Source organism: Kitasatospora sp. NPDC005748, assembly GCF_040630735.1.
In the GTDB taxonomy this organism is placed as follows: domain Bacteria; phylum Actinomycetota; class Actinomycetes; order Streptomycetales; family Streptomycetaceae; genus Kitasatospora.
Map to the genome: position 1 here is coordinate 54,915 of NZ_JBEXYD010000011.1, position 17,226 is coordinate 72,140.

Genomic DNA, 17,226 nt, shown 5'->3' on the forward strand with positions numbered 1-17,226 from the left:
TCCGACGCAACCGGTTCCCCGGAACGCGGCGTCCACCGTACGTACCGGGTATGCGGGGGTCCGTCGCGCCACGCGGCGGGAAGGCTCCGGCGCCCACCCCTCGGCTCAACCACAGCGTCCGCCGAACACCGGTTTACCCTCCGTTGCCGGATGTTTGGTGTGCGCATTGCCCGATGAAGGAAAAGGCATGAAGGTCCCTCACAACTCCTCCCCCGGAGTGACAGGACTGCAGTCCGCAGCCTCTACGCTGAGCTTCCATGAGCGTTCCCGTGTCCGTTGAGCCGAGCCCCGAGCAGCCGCCCCGCCGCCGCGGCCTGCAGACGCTTCGTACCCAAGCGGCCGCCGTCCCCCGGGCCTGGCTCCCCGGCGCGGTCGGCTACGCCTGTCTGCTGATCGGTCTGGTGGACACCGCCAGCGCGGTGTTCCCCAAGCTCCGGCACACCAAGGTGCACGACTTCGCGGGGCAGCTGCCCGGCGGCACCACGACCCTGGCCGCGGCCGGCACGCTGATGGTCGGCCTGCTGCTGGTGCTGCTCGCCCACGCCCTGCGCCGCCGCAAGCGGCGGGCCTGGCGGGCCGTCTGCGTGCTGCTGCCGGTCGGCGCGGCGCTGCACATCCTGCGCTGGCACCAGATCGGCCCGGCGGTCGTCTCGCTGGTGCTGTTCGCGGTGATGCTGGTGCACCGGCGCGAGTTCTACGCCAAGGCCGACCCCCGGACCCGCTGGCGGGCGGTGGTCAACCTGGTCGTGATGGGGGCGATCAGCGTCGCGCTCGGCCTGCTGGTGGTCTCCACCCGGACCGGGTACGAGATCGGTGACCCGAGCCTGTTCCACCGGCTCGAGCACGTCGGGTACGGACTGTTCGGCTTCGAAGGGCCGGTCGACTACAGCTCGGACCGGGTCTCCGACCAGGTCGCCTACCTGCTCGGCGGGCTGGGCCTGATCACCGCCTTCACCACCGCCTACCTGGCGCTGCGGCCGGAGAAGCCCAAGCCGGAGCTGACCGCCGAGGACGAGGAGAAGGTCCGCGCGCTGCTCGACCGGCACGGCGAGCGCGACTCGCTCGGCTACTTCGCGCTGCGCCGGGACAAGAGCGTGCTGTTCTCGCCCTCCGGCAAGGCGGCGATCTCCTACCGGGTGGTCTCGGGCGTGATGCTCGCCTCCGGTGACCCGGTCGGCGACGTCGAGGCCTGGCCGGGTGCGATCAAGGTCTTCATGGCCGAGGCCCGCGAGCACGCCTGGGTGCCGGCCGTGATGGGCTGCAGCGAGGTGGGCGGCGAGGTCTGGACCCGCGAGGCGGGGCTGGACGCGCTGGAGCTGGGTGACGAGGCGATCGTCGACACCGGGACGTTCTCACTCGCAGGCCGGGCGATGCGCAACGTGCGCCAGATGGTCAAGCGGATCGAGCGCAACGGCTACTCCTGCCAGGTGCGGCGGGTCGCCGACCTCACGCCGGACGAGAAGTACCGGATCGCCGACGCCGCCTCCCGCTGGCGCGGCACCGACACCGAGCGCGGCTTCTCGATGGCCCTCGGCCGCTTCGGCGACCCGGGCGACGACGCCTGCGTGGTGGTCACCGCGCACAAGGCGCCGGAGGAGGGCGAGGACGGCGACGACCTGAAGGCCGTGCTGCACTTCGTGCCCTGGGGGCCGGACGGCATCTCGCTGGAGCTGATGCGCCGCGACCGCGCCGCCGACCCCGGTCTGAACGAGCTGCTGATCGTCGCCGCGCTGCAGGCGGTGCCGGCGATGGGCGTGCGCCGGGTCTCGCTCAACTTCGCGATGTTCCGCTCGGCCCTGGCGCGCGGTGAGCGGATCGGCGCCGGCCCGGTGCTGCGGGCCTGGCGCGGGCTGCTGGTGTTCCTGTCGCGCTGGTTCCAGATCGAGTCGCTGTACAAGTTCAACGCCAAGTTCCAGCCCGAGTGGGAGCCGCGGTTCCTGGTCTTCCCGAACACCCGGGACCTGCCCCGGATCGGGTTCGCCGCGATGCAGGCGGAGGCCTTCATCACCCTCGGCATGCCGCGCTTCGGCCGCAAGCCGCAGCGCCAGGGCCCGCTGCCGGCCCCGGGCCGCCCTGAGGTCACCGAGGCCGCGTAGGCCGGCGCCCGCCCCCGGACCCCCGTCGGAGACCCGGCGGGGGTCCGGTCGTCTCCGGGGGAGCGGGGACTTGAACTGATAATGGGGTTATGAGCACTTCGCTGTCCTTCTCGCTGCCTGCCGGACTGCCGCGGCTCGACCGCTGCTCCGTGATGGGCGTGGTCAATGTGACCCCCGACTCCTTCTCGGACGGCGGGATGTGGCACGACCCCGCCCGGGCCATCGCCCACGGCCTGGCGCTCCGGGCCCGCGGCGCGGACCTGGTGGACGTCGGCGGCGAGTCCACCCGCCCCGGCTCGCAGCGGGTGCCCGAGGAGGAGGAGCTGGGCCGGGTGCTGCCGGTGGTGCGCGAGCTGGCCGACTCCGGGGTGGTCGTCTCGGTCGACACCATGCGCGCCTCCGTCGCGGAGCGGGCCGTCGCGGCCGGTGCCCGGATCATCAACGACGTCTCCGGCGGCCTGGCCGACCCCGCGATGGCCCGGGTGGTGGCCGAGACCGGCGTGCCCTTCGTGGTGATGCACTGGCGCGGGCAGTCCGCCGACATGGACAGCCTGGCCGTCTACGGCGACGTGGTCGCGGACGTGGTCGGCGAGCTCACGGCCCGGATGGACGCGCTGCTGGCGGCCGGCGTCAAGGAGGAGCAGCTGATCCTGGACCCGGGCCTGGGCTTCGCCAAGACCGCCGAGCACAACTGGGCCCTGCTCGGCGGGCTCCCGGCGCTCACCGCGCTCGGCCGTCCCGTCCTCGTCGCCGCATCGCGCAAGCGGTTCCTGGGTACGCTGCTCGCCGACCCGGAAACCGGGGAACTGCGCCCGGCCAGGGAGCGCGACGACGCGACCGCCGCGGTGTCGGTGCTGTCGGCCGGGGCCGGGGCCTGGGCGGTGCGGGTGCACGACGTGGCCGGCACGGCGGACGCCGTCCGGGTGGTCGCCGCCTGGCAGCGGGCGGCCCGGCAGGACCCCTCCGGCCCGTCGGCGGGCCGGAGCGGCAGGTGAAACGGGAGGGTCTGTGGCAGGTGACGGCAGGGTGAGCGGCGAGACCGCGGGTCAGCGCGCCCGGGAAGCGGACCGGGAGGCCGTACTGGAGGCCAACCGGGCGCTGTACGAGGCGTTGGAGAACGGCGATCTGGAGGCCGTCGAGGAGGCCTGGCTGGGGGCCGACGAGGCCGACGACAAGGGCGGCGTGGTCTGCGTGCACCCCGGCTGGCCGGTGCTGCGCGGGCGGGCCCAGGTGACCCGCTCCTACATGTTGATCATGGCGAACACGGAGTACATCCAGTTCATCCTAACCGACGTCGAGGCCGAGGTTCAGGGGGATGTGGCCCTTGTCACGTGCACCGAGAACATCCTTTCCGGCGGCGAGGCGGAGGAGGAGGGCGAACTCGGCCCGCTGGTCGGCGGAAAGGTCGTCTCGACCAATCTCTTCCGCCGCACCCCGGCGGGCTGGAAGCTCTGGTCCCACCACGGTTCACCCGTTCTGACCAGCGGGGACGACGAGGACGAGGACTGACCCGGGGCCCGCTGGGGAAATGCCCGCCGGAGGCGGCCCGGGAATTCCCGGAGAGCCACCGAACGTTCACGTCAATCGCCGATCCGGCGCGCGTGGCGTCGGTTCGTGCCGGGTAGGACGGTCAGGCGTTGTCGGCGCTCGCGGGTAGATTCGAAACGCAGTGGCGGCCGTCGTGTCCGCCTCCGCCCTGCCTTCCCCCCGCTTTCCGGGGCAGGGCCCGTCCGAGTGGGAGCAGTGATTCGTTTGCTGGACCGCGTCACCCTGCGGGGCCTGCGTGCCCGGGGTCACCACGGTGTCTTCGAGCGCGAGCGCGTCGAGGGCCAGACCTTCGTGGTGGACCTCGTGCTCCACCTGGACACCCGCCCCGCCGCGTCCGGCGACGACCTCACCCGCACGGCGCACTACGGCGTCGTGGCCGAGGAGGTCACCGCGATCATCGCCGGCGAGCCGGTCGACCTGATCGAGACCCTGGCGCAGCGCATCGCGGACCAGTGCCTGGCGCACGAGGCGGTCGAGGAGGTCGAGGTCACCGTGCACAAGCCCGACGCCCCGATCACCGTGCCGTTCGACGACGTGACCGTGACCATCCACCGGGGCCGCGCATGACCCGCACCGCGTACCCCGTGCCAGCCGCAGAGCCCGTTCCAGTTGTAGGGGAAGCCCGATGAGCACCAGCGACCCGACCGCCTCGCCGAGCACGTTCGACCTGGAGAACCGGGTGGACTCGGCCGACGCCACGCTGCACAGCCAGCGCTGCGCCGTGATCGCCCTCGGCTCCAACCTGGGCAACCGCCTGGACACCCTCCAGGGCGCCGTGGACGCCCTCGCCGACACCCCCGGGCTCAAGATCAAGGCCGTCTCCGGCGTGTACGAGACGGAGGCCCTCGGCGGCCCCGACGAGCAGCCCAACTACTACAACGCGGTGGTGGTGCTGCGCACCACCCTGCCCCCGCGCGACCTGCTGGAGCGCGGCAACGCGATCGAGGACGCCTTCGGCCGGGTCCGCACCGTGCGCTGGGGCCCGCGGACGCTGGACGTCGACATCCTGGCCTACGAGGGCGTCACCAGCGACGACCCGCAGCTGCTGCTGCCGCACCCGCGCTCGCACGAGCGGGCCTTCGTGCTCGCCCCCTGGCTGGACGCCCAGCCGGAGGCCGAGGTGCCCGGCCACGGCCAGGTCGCCGCGCTGCTCCAGGCGCTCGGCGGCGCCGACGCCCAGGGCGTCCGGCGGCGCGAGGACATCGGGCTGACCCTGCCGGAGTAGGCCCCGCCGGCCCGTACGGCCGGGAACTCGGACGAGGTCCCGGCCGTACGAGTAGGTGTCCGCCATCCGAGCGGGTGCCCGCCGGCCCGGGCCCGGTACGGTGGCCTGGCGCCGTCGTACCGTCCGCCCCGCCCCGTCGCCGGGTCGGGGCGCCTCCCAGCCGTCGGCCGGGGGGAGCAGGGCCGGGCCCGGGGGCGGCCGCCCGACACCGCAACCCCGGGAAGGACCACGTCCGAGTGAAGCTGCTTCGCCTCCGTCTGCTGGTCGGCATCACCGCCGCGACCACGGCGCTGTCCTGGGCCGGTGCCAAGCTGTGGGCCTCCCTGGACACCCTGCCCGCGGTGCCGGGTGCGGCTCCGGTGGTGCTGGCCGCGGTGGCGGTGATCCTGCTCGCCACGGCGATCTCGCTGCGCTCCCGGCTGAAGGCGGCGCGCGAGCGCCAGCCCGGGGCGAAGGGCGTCGACCCGCTGGGCGCCGCCCGGGCGGTGGTGCTGGCGCAGGCGAGCGCGCTGGTCTCGTCGGTGGTCACCGGCATCTACGCGGGCGCGGGCGTCTACCTGCTCGGCGAACTGGACGTGCAGGCCCGCCAGGACCAGGCCGTCACGGCCGGCTTCGCGGTGCTGGCCGGGGTGGCGGTGATCGCGGCGGCGCTCTGGCTGCAGCACGTGTGCAAGCTGCCGGAGGACCACGACGACCCGAGCGGGCCGGCGGCGACCTCGCACCGCTGAGCGGACCCGCTTCGGTGATCTTGGGTGAGGGCCCGGGCACAAGCGGTAAAGCTTGCGCAGTGTCAAGGGCCAAAGCGGACCCTGGGCTGACACGGCCCCAATTCGCACGCTAGTTTCTTGGCATGTCTCGCGGACGCCACCGTCATTCCTCCGTCCTCGGCCGGATCCTTCCTCCCACCGCCGCCGGCGTGCTCATCGTCGCCGCGGTGGCCGCGCTGCTCTTCAGTCAGGACACCGTCCTGGTCCGCTCGGTGGGCGTCGCCGCCGTGCTGGCCTCGCTCGGGATCGCCGTGCTGCTGCGCCAGCGCGACCGGGCCGCCCGGGCGGCCGCCGAGGTGTCCGTCGCGCAGCGGCTCCGGGCCGAGGAGCGCTTCGAGGAGCAGCTCGCCGAGGCCGAGTACGCGGCGGAGGTCGCCGAGGAGCGGGCCACCCGCTTCGGGCGGCGGCTGACGGCCGAGAAGTCGCGGCTGGCCAAGGCCGAGACGGAGATCGCCAGGCTGCTGCGCGAGCGCGCCGTGGCGGTCGCCGAGCAGGCGCTCAAGGAGGCCGAGGCGGCCCAGCGGGCCCTCGCGGCCGCCCGCCCCAAGTACCCGGCCAGTCCGGCCGCGTTCGTCCGCGCCGCGGCCGTGCTGCGGCAGCTGCAGCGGCAGGCGGCGGCCCGGGACGCCCAGCGTGAGCGCGCGGCCGGTGCGGAGGTCGCGCTGCGGGCCCGCACCGCGCCGGCGACCGTCCCGGCGTCCGCGCCGGTGGCGCCCGCCCGTCCGGTGCCGGCTCCGGTGGCTCCGGCCGTCCCCACCCCGGCCGCGTCGGTGCCCGCGGCGGCCGCCCCGGCAGCCGTCGCTCCGGCGCCCGCGCCGCGGCCCGCGCTGACGGCGACGGTGGGCCAGCTGGGCGGGACGCCCAGCGCTCCCGTGGTGGCGGCCGAGCGGCAGCGCCCGCGCCCGCAGCAGGCCCGTGGGCAGGGCTTCAGCTTCTTCGGCCGCTCGGGAGCGGCCGGCCGTCCGGCGGCCCCGGCACCGGCCCTGGGCAGCGTCGCCGAGCTGGGCGAGCGCGCCGACCTGGCGGACGTGGTGGGCGACGAGGCGGTGGCCGCGGTCAGGGCCGTGCCGCCGGCCGCCCTCCCGGACCGGGTGCGGCCCTCGGTCGAGCCGGCCGACCTCGACCCCGAGGCCGGGCAGGCCGAGGCCGAACCGGCCGACGCGGACCAGGACGCCGAGCCGGAGGGCGTCGAGCCGACCGTGGTGGACCTGACCCCGGACGAGGAGACCGAGCTGCTCCAGCTCCCGGAGCTGCGCGCCTCCCGCTGACCCAGCCCGGGCGGCGCGCCGGGGCGTTCGTGGCCGCACCTCCGGGGTGGTGCGCGGCGCGGGAACGGCGAAGCGCCCGGCCGCCGAGATGGAGGCCGGGCGCTTCAGCGTGGCGTCAGAGCTGGACGCCGAAGTCCTGGGCGATGCCCGCGAGGCCGGAGGCGTAGCCCTGGCCGACGGCGCGGAACTTCCACTCGGCACCGTTGCGGTAGAGCTCGCCGAAGATCATGGCGGTCTCGGTGGCGGCGTCCTCGGAGAGGTCGTAGCGGGCGATCTCGGCACCGCCGGCCGCGTTGATCACGCGGATGTAGGCGTTGCGGACCTGGCCGAAGTTCTGCGAGCGGGCGACCGCGTCGTAGATCGAGACCGGGAAGGTGATCTTGACGGCCTCGGCCGGCAGGCCGGCGAGGTTGACGTTGATCGCCTCGTCGTCGCCGGCGCCCTCGCCGGTGCGGTTGTCACCGGTGTGGACGACGGTGCTGTCCGGGGTGCTGGTGTTGTTGAAGAAGACGAAGTGGCTGTTGGACAGCACCTTGCCGTCGGCGTTCAGCACGATCGCGCTGGCGTCGAGGTCGAACTCGGCGCCCGTCGTGGTCCGGACGTCCCAGCCGAGACCGACGGTGACCGCGGACAGGCCGGGGGCCTCCTTGGTCAGCGAGACGTTGCCACCCTTGGAGAGGCTCACTGGCATGGTGTTTGCTGTCCCTTCGTTGCTTTGCCGGGATAACGCGGGAGACCGTGGACTTGGTTCCACGCCGCGCGGCACACATTCTTCGGAGCGGATGACCGGTGGGCAATGGCCGGGGCCGAGCTCGCTCAGATTCGGCGGAAGCGGCCCTGAAGTGACCAGATGTTCGGATTGTCGGCCAGCTCGGGGTGCATGTCGAAGAGATCGGCCAGCGTGTCCTGGAGGAAATCCCGGGCCTCGCGGCGCAGGTCGCCGTGGCGGACCACCGCGGGCGCCTCGTCCGGCAGCCAGGTGGCGCTCACCTCGACCCAGTTGAACCGGCGGGCGAACCGCAGCAGCTCGGTGTTCTGGGTGAAGTCGAGGTCGCAGGCCTGCACCCGGGCGGCGCGGCCGCCGTCCGGGTCCCGGTCCAGCTCCTCGACGATGTCGCAAAGCGCCCAGGCGAAGTCCAGCACCGGCACCCAGCCCCAGGCGGTGGAGAGTTCCGAGCCGTCGGCGTCCAGGTAGACGTCGCCGCAGAAGAGGTCGTACCGCAGGGCGTGCACCGAGGCGCTGCGGTAGTCGGTCTGCGGGGGGTCGGGGAAGCGGTTGGAGAGGGAGTAGCCGAGCTCGATCACGTACGCCATTGTCGGGGCTGCGGGCGGTCCCGGATAACCGGGTGACCGGATAACCGCGTGACCGGGGGCGCGGGGCACGGGATGATGGACGCATGCCCGAGCCCATTCGCGTCCGGGGATCGGTGGTCGTCCCCGACACCGAGCTCGTCTGGCGCTTCTCCCGTTCCTCCGGCCCCGGTGGCCAGCACGTCAACACCTCCGACACCCAGGTCGAGCTGCGCTACGACCTGGCCGCCTCCGCGGCGCTGCCCGAGGTGTGGAAGCAGCGCGCCCTGGAGCGGCTGGCCGGGCGGCTGGTGGACGGGCGGGTGCTCGTGGTGCGCGCGTCGGAGCACCGCTCGCAGTGGCGCAACCGCGAGGTCGCCGCGGCCCGGCTGGCGTCCCTGCTGGGGGAGGCCACCGCACCGCCGCCGAAGGCCCGCCGGGCGACGAAGCCCAGCCGGGGCATGGTGGAGCGGCGGCTGACCAACAAGCGGCACCGCGCCGAGCTGAAGCAGGGCCGGCGCTCGCCGAAGGGCGAGTAGCGCGTCGGCCGTGGTCAGCCGAGCTGCCGGTAGCCGCCGTGGAAGTAGAGCAGCGGGCGGCCGCCGGCGTGCGGTACCGCGGCCTCCAGGACGCGGCCGAGCAGCAGGGTGTGGTCGCCGGCGGCTATCCGCTGCTCGGTGCGGCACTCCACGGTGGCGAGCGCGCCGTCGATCAGCGGCGCTCCGCTGCGCCGGCCCCGGTGGTGCGGGGCGTCGGCGAACAGCAGCCGGTCGCTGAGCCGGCCCTTCATGGCGAACCGCGAACCGAGCGCCTTCTGCTCCTCGGCGAGCAGGGAGACCGCCCAGGTGTCGGCGCGGGAGAGCACCTCGTCCATCCGGGAGTCCTCGCGGACGGAGATCAGCACCAGCGGCGGTTCCAGCGAGACGGAGAGGAAGGACGTGGCGGTCATGCCGACGTCCTCGCCGTCCTCCGGGTCGTGGACGGTCACCAGGCTCACGCCGGAGGCGAGCTGGGAGAGGGCCGCCCGGAACTCGTCGGGCGTCGCTTGGGAGGCAGCTTCGGGCTGCGGAGCCGAGTACACGTACCGCACGGTAGTCGGCGGCCGCGCGAAACGGCATCGGGCCGTGGTCGTAGGACCATCGGCGCAGAGGTTACGTTCCGCGCCGAGGCTCACCCTCAGGGGTGAAGTGGAGGGACTGCCGGGCGGCAGGCGGCTTCAGTGCACGGGCAATGCGGCCGACCACCAGAAATGTTCCTATAAAGCCTTATGTCCCGTTATGGGGCGGATGAGCTGATTAAGGGCGCATAAGTGTCGTGTGATTTAAGTCACAAGTGGTGGCCTATTGCTGACCGAGCGTGCCGAACGCTGTGCTCCCTGTGATTCAGTTCTTCTGGCAATCGGACGATAACCATTCAAGAACTATCCGAAGCAGCCGGGGAGCCCCCGCATGGAAGCCGAGTCGGAGCCGTACGTCCGCCTCGCGACCCTCCGCACCTTGCACCGGGTCGTGGCGGACCTCAACGCTGCCCGCAGCCTGGCGGGCACGCTGCAGGCTGTGGTCGAGGGTGCGGTCCACGGGCTCGGATTCGACGCCGCGGCGGTCAGCCTGGTCCGTCCGGACGGCGACCTCGTGGTGGCGGCCGTCTGGGAGCTGGAGGAGAGCGCCATGGGCGGCCCCTCCGTCCTGCTCGGCCAGGTCGGCTCGCGCGAGTCCTGGGACCGGCTGCTCGGCGTCAGCGACCACTGGGGCACCCTGCGATTCCTGCCCTACGACCGCGGCTGGGCCGTGGCCAGCGACATCCCGCGCTGGATCGGTGACGGCCCGATGCCCGTCTACGCCAACGACTGGCACCCCGCGGACGGGCTGCTCGCCCCGATGTACAGCGCCGGCGGCGACCTGCTCGGCGTGCTCTCGGTGGACCGCCCGCGCAGCGGCAAGCGACCCGGGGCCTGGACCCGCGAGGCGCTGGAGATGTTCTCGCTGCAGGCCTCCATCGCGATCGGCAACGCCCGGCTGCGGGCCGAGATGCAGCGCGCGCTGGCCCGCCTGGAGAAGGAGCAGCAGGCCCTGCGGGCCAGCGAGGAGAGCTTCCGCCAGGCCTTCGAGTACGCGCCCAGCGGGATGGCCATCACCGAGCTGCACGGCGCCGGGCGCGGCCAGCTGACCAGGGTCAACGACGCGCTCTGTCGACTGCTCGGCCGCCCCCGCGCGGTGCTGCGCCAGCAGAGCTTCGCCGACCTCGTCCACCCCGACGACCGGGCCCTGCTGGAGCGCACCAGTGCCGAGAGCGGCCGGGCCGAGCTGCGGCTGTCCCGCCGGGACGGCGGATACCAGTGGGTGTGCCTGCGCAACTCGATCGTCGCGGACGCGGCCGAGGGCCCGAGCTTCCTGCTCACCCACGTCGAGGACATCGAGGACCGCAAGCGCCACGAGCTCCAGCTCGCCCACCGGGCCAGCCACGACGCGCTCACCGGACTGCCGAACGGTGCCGAGCTGAAGGCCCGGCTGGGTCGGCGGCTCTGCAACGAACCGCAGACGGTCGGCGCCGTCGCCGGACACCCGGCCGGACACGGCGAGGGGGCGTACTCGCCGGCGTACGGCGGCTACGCCGTCGACTCCTACAGCGCGCACGCCGCCTACGAGGGGCTGGACGGGGCCGACCCGCGGACCGGCGGGACGCACGGCTACGGGCTGCCCGACGGTTACCCGGTGGCGGCCGCCGGCTACGGCGAGCACGAGCACGCGGTGGTCCCCGCCGACCACGGCCCGGGCGGGGACGTCTGGTCGGGCCCGTTCCGGTCGGGCGGCGCGGCCGCGGCGGACAAGGGGCTCGCGGTGCTCTTCTGCGACCTCGACGGCTTCAAGTCGATCAACGACCGGTTCGGCCACAACGCGGGCGACGCGGTGCTGGTCGAGGTCGCCCGCCGGCTGAGCCAGGCCGTCCGGGAGGGCGACACGGTGGCGCGCCTCGGCGGCGACGAGTTCGTGGTGCTGGCCGACGGCATCGGCCGCGAGGAGGCCAAGGACCTCGCCCACCGGCTGCGCAACGCGATCATCCCGCCGATGCGGATCGACGGCCGCGGGATGCGGGTCGGGGTCAGCCTCGGCGTCGGCTGGGCCGGCTGCGGGATGAGCATCGAGGAGGTGCTGCACACCGCCGACGAGCGGATGTACGACGAGAAGCGGGCCCGGGGCGGCGCGGTGCGCGGGGCCCGGGGCGAACGCTCCCACCGCCGGGCGGGTTAGGCCCGGACGACGGCCCGGGCGCCCGGTGTCCCGTGGCCTGAGGTGAAAGCTACTCGCAGGTTGTCAAGGGGTCTTTTCGGCGGATCGGCTGCGGCAGGTAGGGTTCCCGGGTACGAGCGACCACCACGTGCGCCGACGGCAGGGAAGTCCGGCGGCGCCACCGCGATGGGGAGTTGACCACCGTGACGACCGCCGGCAGCAACGGAGTGCCCGAGGGCCCGGAGGGCGGTGCCCCCCAGGACGACGATCCCTTCGGCTACCTCTACCGTCCGGCCGGCGGCGGCGCCGCGCAGCCGGCCGAGCCGCAGCAGGGCGTACCCCGTACGTCGTACAACCGGCCGATGGAGGTCGGCCGTGCGCAGTACGGGCAGCAGCGCCAGCAGCCGTACCCGCCGCAGCAGGGCTACCCGCAGGGGCAGCCGTACCCGCCGCAGCAGGCCGAGTACGGCGGTGCGCCCACGCAGCACCAGCCGCCAGTGCCGCACCAGCCCGCGCAGCACCTGGAGTACGGCGGCGACGCGCCCACCCAGCAGACCCGGTACGCCGAGCGCTCCCGGCCGCAGCCGGGTGAGGAGCGGGCGAGCAGCGGGAGGAGCAAGGGCGCGGTGATCGGCGCGGTGGCGGTGGTCGCGGCCATCGCGATCGGCGCGGGCATAGCGCTCTCCACCGGAGATCCGGACGGCGGCAAGAGCGGAAAGAGCGGCACCCAGACCACGGCCCCGCCGGCCCCGAGCGCCACCACCGCGGGCCCGTCCGCCTCCGGCACGGCCTCGCCCGGCGCCACCGCCACCTCGGGTCCGGCCACCGTCGACGCGGGCCAGCTGCAGGGCCAGAACGCCCCGTCCGGCAACACCGTCAAGGGCGCCAAGTCGGCGGACGGCAGCTACCTGACCCTCCAGCCGGGTGCGATCGTGAGCTGGACCGGCGACATCGCCACGGCCGGCACGTACAAGCTGACCGTGCACTTCAACAACGCGGGCAGCGACGTGAAGGCCTCGGCCGCGGTCAACGGCAAGGACTGGCCGAGCGGGCTGTCGCTCAAGAACTACTCGCCCGGCAAGGACCCGGCGTCCTCCTGGTACACCACGTTCATACTCCCGCAGTTCCAGGCGGGCTCGAACACCGTCGCCATCATGAACCCGAGCGGCGGCCCGGTGCTGATCGACCAGCTGACCGTCGAGCCGTACGGCGGCTGACCGGCGCGCGGACGCGAAACGGCCGCCCGTTCCCGAGGGGGAGCGGGCGGCCGTCGGGCGTCCGGTGTCAGGCGGGCCGCACGGCGGCGAAGGTGTCGCCGCCGGTGATCCACTCGCCCCGGCGCATGACGGCGACGAGGTCGTAGCCGTCGGAGTCGAGGACGACGAGGTCGGCGTTCTTGCCGGCCTCCAGCGAGCCGGTCGAGTCGGCGAGACCGAGCAGGCGGGCCGGGACGGTGCTGAGCGATTCGACGGTCTCGGCCAGGGAGAGGCCGTTGACGGTGACGGAGCGCTTGAACGCGACGTCCAGGGTGAGCGTCGAGCCGGCGATCGCGCCGCCCTCGACCAGCCGCGCGACGCCGTCCTTGACCTCGACCTGGAGCGGGCCGAGGGGGTAGAGGCCGTCGCCCATCCCGGCGGCGCCCATGGCGTCGGTGATCAGCGCGACCCGGGAGGCGCCGGCCGTGCGGTAGGCGAGGTCGAGGACGGACGGGTGCAGGTGCACGCCGTCGTTGATCAGCTCGACGGTGACCCGCTCGTCCTCCAGCAGCGCCACGATCGGGCCCGGGGCGCGGTGGGCGATGCCGGGCATGGCGTTGAACAGGTGGGTCGCGACGGTGGCGCCGGCGTCGACGGCTTCGAGGGTCTTGGCGTAGTCCGAGTCGGTGTGGCCGACGGCGGCGATCACGCCGAGGTCGGCGAGCATCCGCACCGACTCCAGGCCGCCGGGCAGCTCGGGGGCGAGGGTGACCATCTTGGCGTGGCCGCGGGCCGCGTCGACGAGCTTGCGGACCAGCGCGGGGTCCGGGTCGCGCAGTAGGTCGGGGCGGTGCGCGCCGCAGCGGTTGTGGGAGATGAACGGGCCCTCGAAGTGGATGCCGGCCAGGACGCCGTCCTCGACGAGTTCGGACAGCACGCCGGCCTGGCGGGCGACCTCGTCGATCTCGCCGGTGACGGTGGAGGCGACCGTGGTGGTGGTGCCGTGTTCGAGGTGGACGCGGGCGGCCCGCAGGGCCTCCTCGGCGATCCCGGAGGCGTAGGAGGCGCCGCCGCCGCCGTGGACGTGCAGGTCCACGAAGCCGGGGACGACGGTGTACCCGGTCAGGTCGAGATCGCCCGGCCGCGCCGCGCCGCCCGTGATGCCGGCGATCCGGTGGCCCTCGACCGTGAGCCGGTCGCCCTCGACGACACCGCCCGGCAGGACCAGCCGGGCGCCGGCCAGGGCGATGCCCGCGGGCCGGGCCGCCGATTCGATTCGCGCGGTGGTCACGCGGTCACCTCCATGGAGAGCAGATCCCAGGCGAGCAGGCCGGCGCCCAGGGACGCGGCGGTGTCTTTGAGCATGGCGGGTACGACCTCGGGGGGCATCTGGAAGGTCAGCCGCTCGGAAACCGCCGCGCGCAGGGGCGTGAAGAGGGTGTCGCCGGCCTCGGCGAGGCCGCCGCCGACGATCACCGTGGACGGGTCGAGCAGGCTCTGGGCGAGCACGATGCCGTCGGCGAGGGCGTCCACCGCGTGCTGCCAGACCGCGACCGCGCGGGGGTCCCCGGCGTCCACCGCGACGGCGCAGGATGCCGCGTCGGCGTCGGGGTCCCCGCTGGCCGCGGCCCAGGCCCGGGAGACGGCGGAGGCGGAGGCGAGGGTCTCCAGGCAGCCCCGGGCGCCGCAGCCGCACCGCGGCCCGCCCGGGCGGACCACGACGTGGCCGATCTCGCCGCCGTAGCCGTGGGCGCCGGCCTCGATCCGGCCGCCGATGCCGATGGCGCCGGCGATCCCGGTGCCCAGCGCGACGAACAGGAAGCGCTCCACACCCCGCCCGGCGCCGAGGCGGCCCTCGGCGAGCCCGCCGGAGCGCACGTCGTGGCCGAGTGCGACCGGCATCGCGGTGCCGCCCGCCCCGGCCAGGCGCGCGCCCAGCAGTTCGCGCATCGGGAGGTCCCGCCAGCCGAGGTTGGCGGAGAAGACCGCGATGCCGTTCTTCTCGTCGATCGTCCCCGGGACGGCGACGCCCGCCGCCAGCGGGGCGACGCCGAAGCGGCTGCGACCTTCGTCCGCCAGGTCGGCGGCGAAGTCGAGGATGGCGGCGACGACGGCATCAGTGCCGTGCTCCCGCCCGGTCGGTCGGCGTGCCTCGAACAGCACGGAGCCGTCCTGGGCGAGCAGCGCGGCCTTCATGCCGGTGCCGCCTACATCGAGTGCGATGACGTGCTTCACGGAGGACAGTTTCCCTTGGCTGGGTCGGAGAGGTCTAGTCCAGTTGTCGGATTGGTCTGGTCCAAAGTAGGTGAGCTTTGTCGCAGAACCATGTGGTGTGCGGCACTTTGCGCCCGCCCGGAGAGGGCGGTTTTCACGCGGATTCATTGCGCATCGTGCAATGACCTCCGCACTTCGATAACTACCCGGCGGGGACGGCCCACAGGTGTGGACCACTGTGCACCGCATTTGGCAGGGTTGCCGCCTCCCCTCCGCCGGATTCCCCCCTCCGGCCCCCCGCTTCCTTTCACCCCCCGAAGGCGGTACCCGCGTTGATCAGGCGCGCCCAGGCCCCCACCCGGCTGCTCGGCACCGCGCTGGCCGGAGCGCTGCTGCTCACCGGCTGCGGCGGCCAGGACGACAAGACCGTCACCCTCAAGCTCGTGGCGGCCGACTACGGCGAGGACGCGGCCACCAGCTCCAAGCTGTACTGGGACGACGTCGCCCGCCGCTTCGAGGCCGCCAACCCGGACATCCGGATCGACGTCGAGGTGACGAGCTGGACCGACATCGGCAAGCGGGTCGACGACCTGGTGGCCGCCGGCAAGTCGCCCGACCTGCTGCAGACCGGCGGCTTCGCCGACCAGGCGGTGGCGAACCGGCTGTACCCGGCGGGTGACGTCCTCTCGCTGGAGACCCAGGCCAACATCATGGAGTCGTTCGCGCACGCCGGCCAGGTGCTCGGGACGCAGTACGGCATCCCGTTCGTCTCCTCCTCCCGGGTGCTGTTCTACAACAAGGCGGTCTTCCAGAAGGCCGGGATCACCCAGCCGCCGGCCACCTGGAACGAGCTCCGGCAGGCCGCCGAGAAGATCAAGGCCAAGGTGCCGGGGGTCACGCCGTACGGGCTGCCGCTCGGCCCCGAGGAGGCCCCGGCCGAGTCGATGCTGTGGACGCTGAGCGGTGGCGGCAGCCTCTCCGACGACGTCGGCAACTACACCATCGACAGCACGGAGAACCAGGCCACCTTCACCTGGCTGCGCACCAACCTGGTCGACACCAAGCTGACCAACCCCGATCCCGGGAAGACCAACCGCACGCCGATGTTCACCGACTTCGCGGCCGGGAAGGTCGCGATGCTCAACGGGCACCCGACGCTGCTGCGGATGGCGGCCAAGGGCAAGATCGACTTCGGCACGGCGCCGATCCCGAAGAAGGACGGGCTGGCGAAGACCGGCAGCCTCGGGGTGGCCGACTGGATGATGGCGTTCAAGGCGAACGGGCACCGCAACGAGATCCGCAAGTTCCTCAGCTTCGTGTACGCCAAGGACAACCAGCTCAAGTTCGACGAGACGTACAACCTGCTGCCGGTCACCCAGGACGCCTTCACCGCGGTGACCAAGGACGGGAGGCACGAGGACCTCAAGCAGTTCGCGGCCGGCCTGACCAACGCGAGCTTCTACCCCTTCGGGGACCCGGCCTGGGCGGACGTCAGCAACCGGATCAAGGCGGGGATCGGCGGCGCCGTGACGGGCGACGCCAAGCAGGTGCTGGAGGGGCTCCAGGAGTCCGCGGTGAAGGAGGCGGCCCGGGTCCGCAAGTGACGGATCCCGGGCCGGGCGGCGGGTGCGGACGTCAGAGGGTGATGGCGTAGGCCTTGCGGAGGGTCTCGTGGACCGTCCACGTGGTGCGGTCGCCGGCCCGCAGGACGGCGCAGTCGCCCGGACCGACCTCCAGGGTCGGGCCGCCGTCGATCTCGACGGTGGCCCGGCCGCTGAGCACCACGAACATCTCGTCGGCCTCGACGTCGGTGACCACGCCGGGGGTGATCTGCCAGATGCCGCGCAGCTGGCGGCCGTCGGGGGACTCGGAGAGCACGCGGCCGGAGACCTCGGGGGTGCCGGAGACGATCTGGGCCGGGTCGAGCGGGTCGGGTTCGAGCTCGGCGGTCGGGATGTGCACGGCGAAGCTGGGCGTCATGGGGTGACGCTAGCCCGGGCGGGGACGCCGGCGGGGGCGCAAGGTGTGTCGCCTCGCCGGGGGAGAATGACACTCCGTAGTGCTGGACGGAGGTGGGTCGCGGATGGGTGCGGGGACGGACGGGCTCGACGAGCGGGACACGGCGGTGCTGGAGCTCGAAGGGCGGCAGTGGCGGACGGCCGGGGCCAAGGAGCGGGCGATCCGCGAGGAGCTGGGGCTCTCCAGCACGCGCTACTACCAGCTGCTGAACGCCCTGCTGGACCGGCCGGCGGCGCTGGCGCACGCGCCGGTGCTGGTGAACCGGCTGCGGCGGGTGCGGGAGGCACGGCGCGCGGCCCGGTAGCCCGGGTGGTCGCGGGCCGCTCGGGCCGCTCGGGCTACCGGGGCGTTCCCGGGTCCGGGGGCGGGTCGGGCC

18 protein-coding genes are annotated in these 17,226 nt (G+C 73.6%); 12 read left to right on the forward strand and 6 right to left on the reverse strand.

Going from position 1 to position 17,226, the window contains the following annotated elements:
- Positions 1-257: 257 nt before the first annotated feature.
- The 7 genes from ABZ495_RS11625 to ABZ495_RS11655 all read left to right on the forward strand — a co-directional run bounded on the left by ABZ495_RS11625 (position 258) and on the right by ABZ495_RS11655 (position 6,904).
- On the forward strand, positions 258-2,096 hold the full coding sequence (locus tag ABZ495_RS11625; protein ID WP_359835502.1) for a phosphatidylglycerol lysyltransferase domain-containing protein: 1,839 nt from the start codon (positions 258-260) through the stop codon (positions 2,094-2,096).
- An 89-nt stretch (positions 2,097-2,185) separates the two neighbouring features.
- Positions 2,186-3,091, forward strand: a complete 906-nt coding sequence (folP, locus tag ABZ495_RS11630) for a dihydropteroate synthase (protein ID WP_329489127.1) — start codon at positions 2,186-2,188, stop codon at positions 3,089-3,091.
- Between the two features lie 31 nt (positions 3,092-3,122).
- Positions 3,123-3,605 carry a nuclear transport factor 2 family protein gene (locus ABZ495_RS11635; RefSeq protein ID WP_329489128.1) on the forward strand — a complete coding sequence of 161 codons (483 nt, stop codon included), beginning with the start codon at positions 3,123-3,125 and terminating at the stop codon, positions 3,603-3,605.
- A 246-nt stretch (positions 3,606-3,851) separates the two neighbouring features.
- Positions 3,852-4,211 carry a dihydroneopterin aldolase gene (folB, locus tag ABZ495_RS11640; protein WP_329492204.1) on the forward strand — a complete coding sequence of 120 codons (360 nt, stop codon included), beginning with the start codon at positions 3,852-3,854 and terminating at the stop codon, positions 4,209-4,211.
- Positions 4,212-4,269: 58 nt separating this feature from the next.
- The gene (gene folK, locus ABZ495_RS11645) at positions 4,270-4,869 is read left to right on the forward strand and encodes a 2-amino-4-hydroxy-6-hydroxymethyldihydropteridine diphosphokinase (protein ID WP_329489129.1); all 600 of its coding nucleotides are present in this window, start codon (positions 4,270-4,272) and stop codon (positions 4,867-4,869) included.
- 236 nt (positions 4,870-5,105) lie between these two features.
- Entirely contained in the window at positions 5,106-5,597 is a 492-nt protein-coding gene (locus ABZ495_RS11650; RefSeq protein ID WP_359803832.1) for a DUF3180 domain-containing protein, read from the forward strand.
- A 122-nt stretch (positions 5,598-5,719) separates the two neighbouring features.
- Positions 5,720-6,904: a hypothetical protein gene (locus ABZ495_RS11655; protein WP_359835504.1), complete on the forward strand. Its 1,185-nt coding sequence runs from the start codon at positions 5,720-5,722 to the stop codon at positions 6,902-6,904.
- 115 nt (positions 6,905-7,019) lie between these two features.
- Here ABZ495_RS11655 and ABZ495_RS11660 read toward each other — a convergent pair whose 3' ends face one another.
- Together ABZ495_RS11660 and ABZ495_RS11665 are read right to left on the reverse strand one after the other, a co-directional pair.
- A complete protein-coding gene (locus ABZ495_RS11660; protein ID WP_329489133.1) occupies positions 7,020-7,595 on the reverse strand; it encodes a TerD family protein in 576 nt (191 codons plus the stop codon).
- 125 nt (positions 7,596-7,720) lie between these two features.
- Positions 7,721-8,209, reverse strand: a complete 489-nt coding sequence (locus tag ABZ495_RS11665; RefSeq protein WP_359835506.1) for a hypothetical protein — start codon at positions 8,207-8,209, stop codon at positions 7,721-7,723.
- A gap of 92 nt (positions 8,210-8,301) precedes the next feature.
- Here ABZ495_RS11665 and arfB point away from each other — a divergent pair, with 92 nt between their 5' ends.
- Entirely contained in the window at positions 8,302-8,733 is a 432-nt protein-coding gene (gene arfB, locus ABZ495_RS11670) for an alternative ribosome rescue aminoacyl-tRNA hydrolase ArfB (protein ID WP_359835507.1), read from the forward strand.
- A gap of 14 nt (positions 8,734-8,747) precedes the next feature.
- On the opposite strand, the gene ABZ495_RS11675 is transcribed toward arfB, so the two are convergent.
- Positions 8,748-9,275, reverse strand: coding sequence for a flavin reductase family protein (locus tag ABZ495_RS11675; protein ID WP_359835509.1), 528 nt, complete (start codon positions 9,273-9,275; stop codon positions 8,748-8,750).
- A gap of 367 nt (positions 9,276-9,642) precedes the next feature.
- Between ABZ495_RS11675 and ABZ495_RS11680 the strand changes: the two genes are divergently transcribed.
- Positions 9,643-11,442: a diguanylate cyclase gene (locus ABZ495_RS11680; protein ID WP_359803828.1), complete on the forward strand. Its 1,800-nt coding sequence runs from the start codon at positions 9,643-9,645 to the stop codon at positions 11,440-11,442.
- Positions 11,443-11,615: 173 nt separating this feature from the next.
- Positions 11,616-12,638 (forward strand): hypothetical protein, encoded by a 1,023-nt coding sequence (locus ABZ495_RS11685; protein WP_359835511.1) that lies wholly within the window; start codon positions 11,616-11,618, stop codon positions 12,636-12,638.
- A 67-nt stretch (positions 12,639-12,705) separates the two neighbouring features.
- On the opposite strand, the gene nagA is transcribed toward ABZ495_RS11685, so the two are convergent.
- Both nagA and ABZ495_RS11695 read right to left on the reverse strand, forming a co-directional pair.
- Positions 12,706-13,908 (reverse strand): N-acetylglucosamine-6-phosphate deacetylase, encoded by a 1,203-nt coding sequence (gene nagA / locus ABZ495_RS11690; RefSeq protein WP_359835513.1) that lies wholly within the window; start codon positions 13,906-13,908, stop codon positions 12,706-12,708.
- Positions 13,905-14,852: an ROK family protein gene (locus tag ABZ495_RS11695; protein WP_359803826.1), complete on the reverse strand. Its 948-nt coding sequence runs from the start codon at positions 14,850-14,852 to the stop codon at positions 13,905-13,907. Before ABZ495_RS11695 ends, nagA begins: the two co-directional genes overlap by 4 nt.
- Before the next feature lie 311 nt (positions 14,853-15,163).
- Between ABZ495_RS11695 and ABZ495_RS11700 the strand changes: the two genes are divergently transcribed.
- Positions 15,164-16,435 (forward strand): extracellular solute-binding protein, encoded by a 1,272-nt coding sequence (locus tag ABZ495_RS11700; protein ID WP_329489141.1) that lies wholly within the window; start codon positions 15,164-15,166, stop codon positions 16,433-16,435.
- A gap of 31 nt (positions 16,436-16,466) precedes the next feature.
- Here ABZ495_RS11700 and ABZ495_RS11705 read toward each other — a convergent pair whose 3' ends face one another.
- The gene (locus ABZ495_RS11705) at positions 16,467-16,811 is read right to left on the reverse strand and encodes a cupin domain-containing protein (RefSeq protein ID WP_329489142.1); all 345 of its coding nucleotides are present in this window, start codon (positions 16,809-16,811) and stop codon (positions 16,467-16,469) included.
- Between the two features lie 103 nt (positions 16,812-16,914).
- Between ABZ495_RS11705 and ABZ495_RS11710 the strand changes: the two genes are divergently transcribed.
- Positions 16,915-17,154, forward strand: a complete 240-nt coding sequence (locus tag ABZ495_RS11710) for a DUF3263 domain-containing protein (protein WP_329489143.1) — start codon at positions 16,915-16,917, stop codon at positions 17,152-17,154.
- The last annotated feature ends 72 nt before the right edge of the window (positions 17,155-17,226 follow it).

What these genes read in the sequence shown, in the direction of transcription:
- arfB (WP_359835507.1), top strand. Translation starts at nt 8,302, where the DNA reads ATGCCCGAGCCCATTCGCGTCCGGGGATCGGTGGTCGTCCCCGACACC.
- ABZ495_RS11625 (WP_359835502.1), top strand. Translation starts at nt 258, where the DNA reads ATGAGCGTTCCCGTGTCCGTTGAGCCGAGCCCCGAGCAGCCGCCCCGC.
- folK (WP_329489129.1), top strand. Translation starts at nt 4,270, where the DNA reads ATGAGCACCAGCGACCCGACCGCCTCGCCGAGCACGTTCGACCTGGAG.
- ABZ495_RS11680 (WP_359803828.1), top strand. Translation starts at nt 9,643, where the DNA reads ATGGAAGCCGAGTCGGAGCCGTACGTCCGCCTCGCGACCCTCCGCACC.
- ABZ495_RS11705 (WP_329489142.1), bottom strand. Translation starts at nt 16,811, where the DNA reads ATGACGCCCAGCTTCGCCGTGCACATCCCGACCGCCGAGCTCGAACCC.
- ABZ495_RS11655 (WP_359835504.1), top strand. Translation starts at nt 5,720, where the DNA reads ATGTCTCGCGGACGCCACCGTCATTCCTCCGTCCTCGGCCGGATCCTT.
- ABZ495_RS11660 (WP_329489133.1), bottom strand. Translation starts at nt 7,595, where the DNA reads ATGCCAGTGAGCCTCTCCAAGGGTGGCAACGTCTCGCTGACCAAGGAG.
- folP (WP_329489127.1), top strand. Translation starts at nt 2,186, where the DNA reads ATGAGCACTTCGCTGTCCTTCTCGCTGCCTGCCGGACTGCCGCGGCTC.
- ABZ495_RS11710 (WP_329489143.1), top strand. Translation starts at nt 16,915, where the DNA reads ATGGGTGCGGGGACGGACGGGCTCGACGAGCGGGACACGGCGGTGCTG.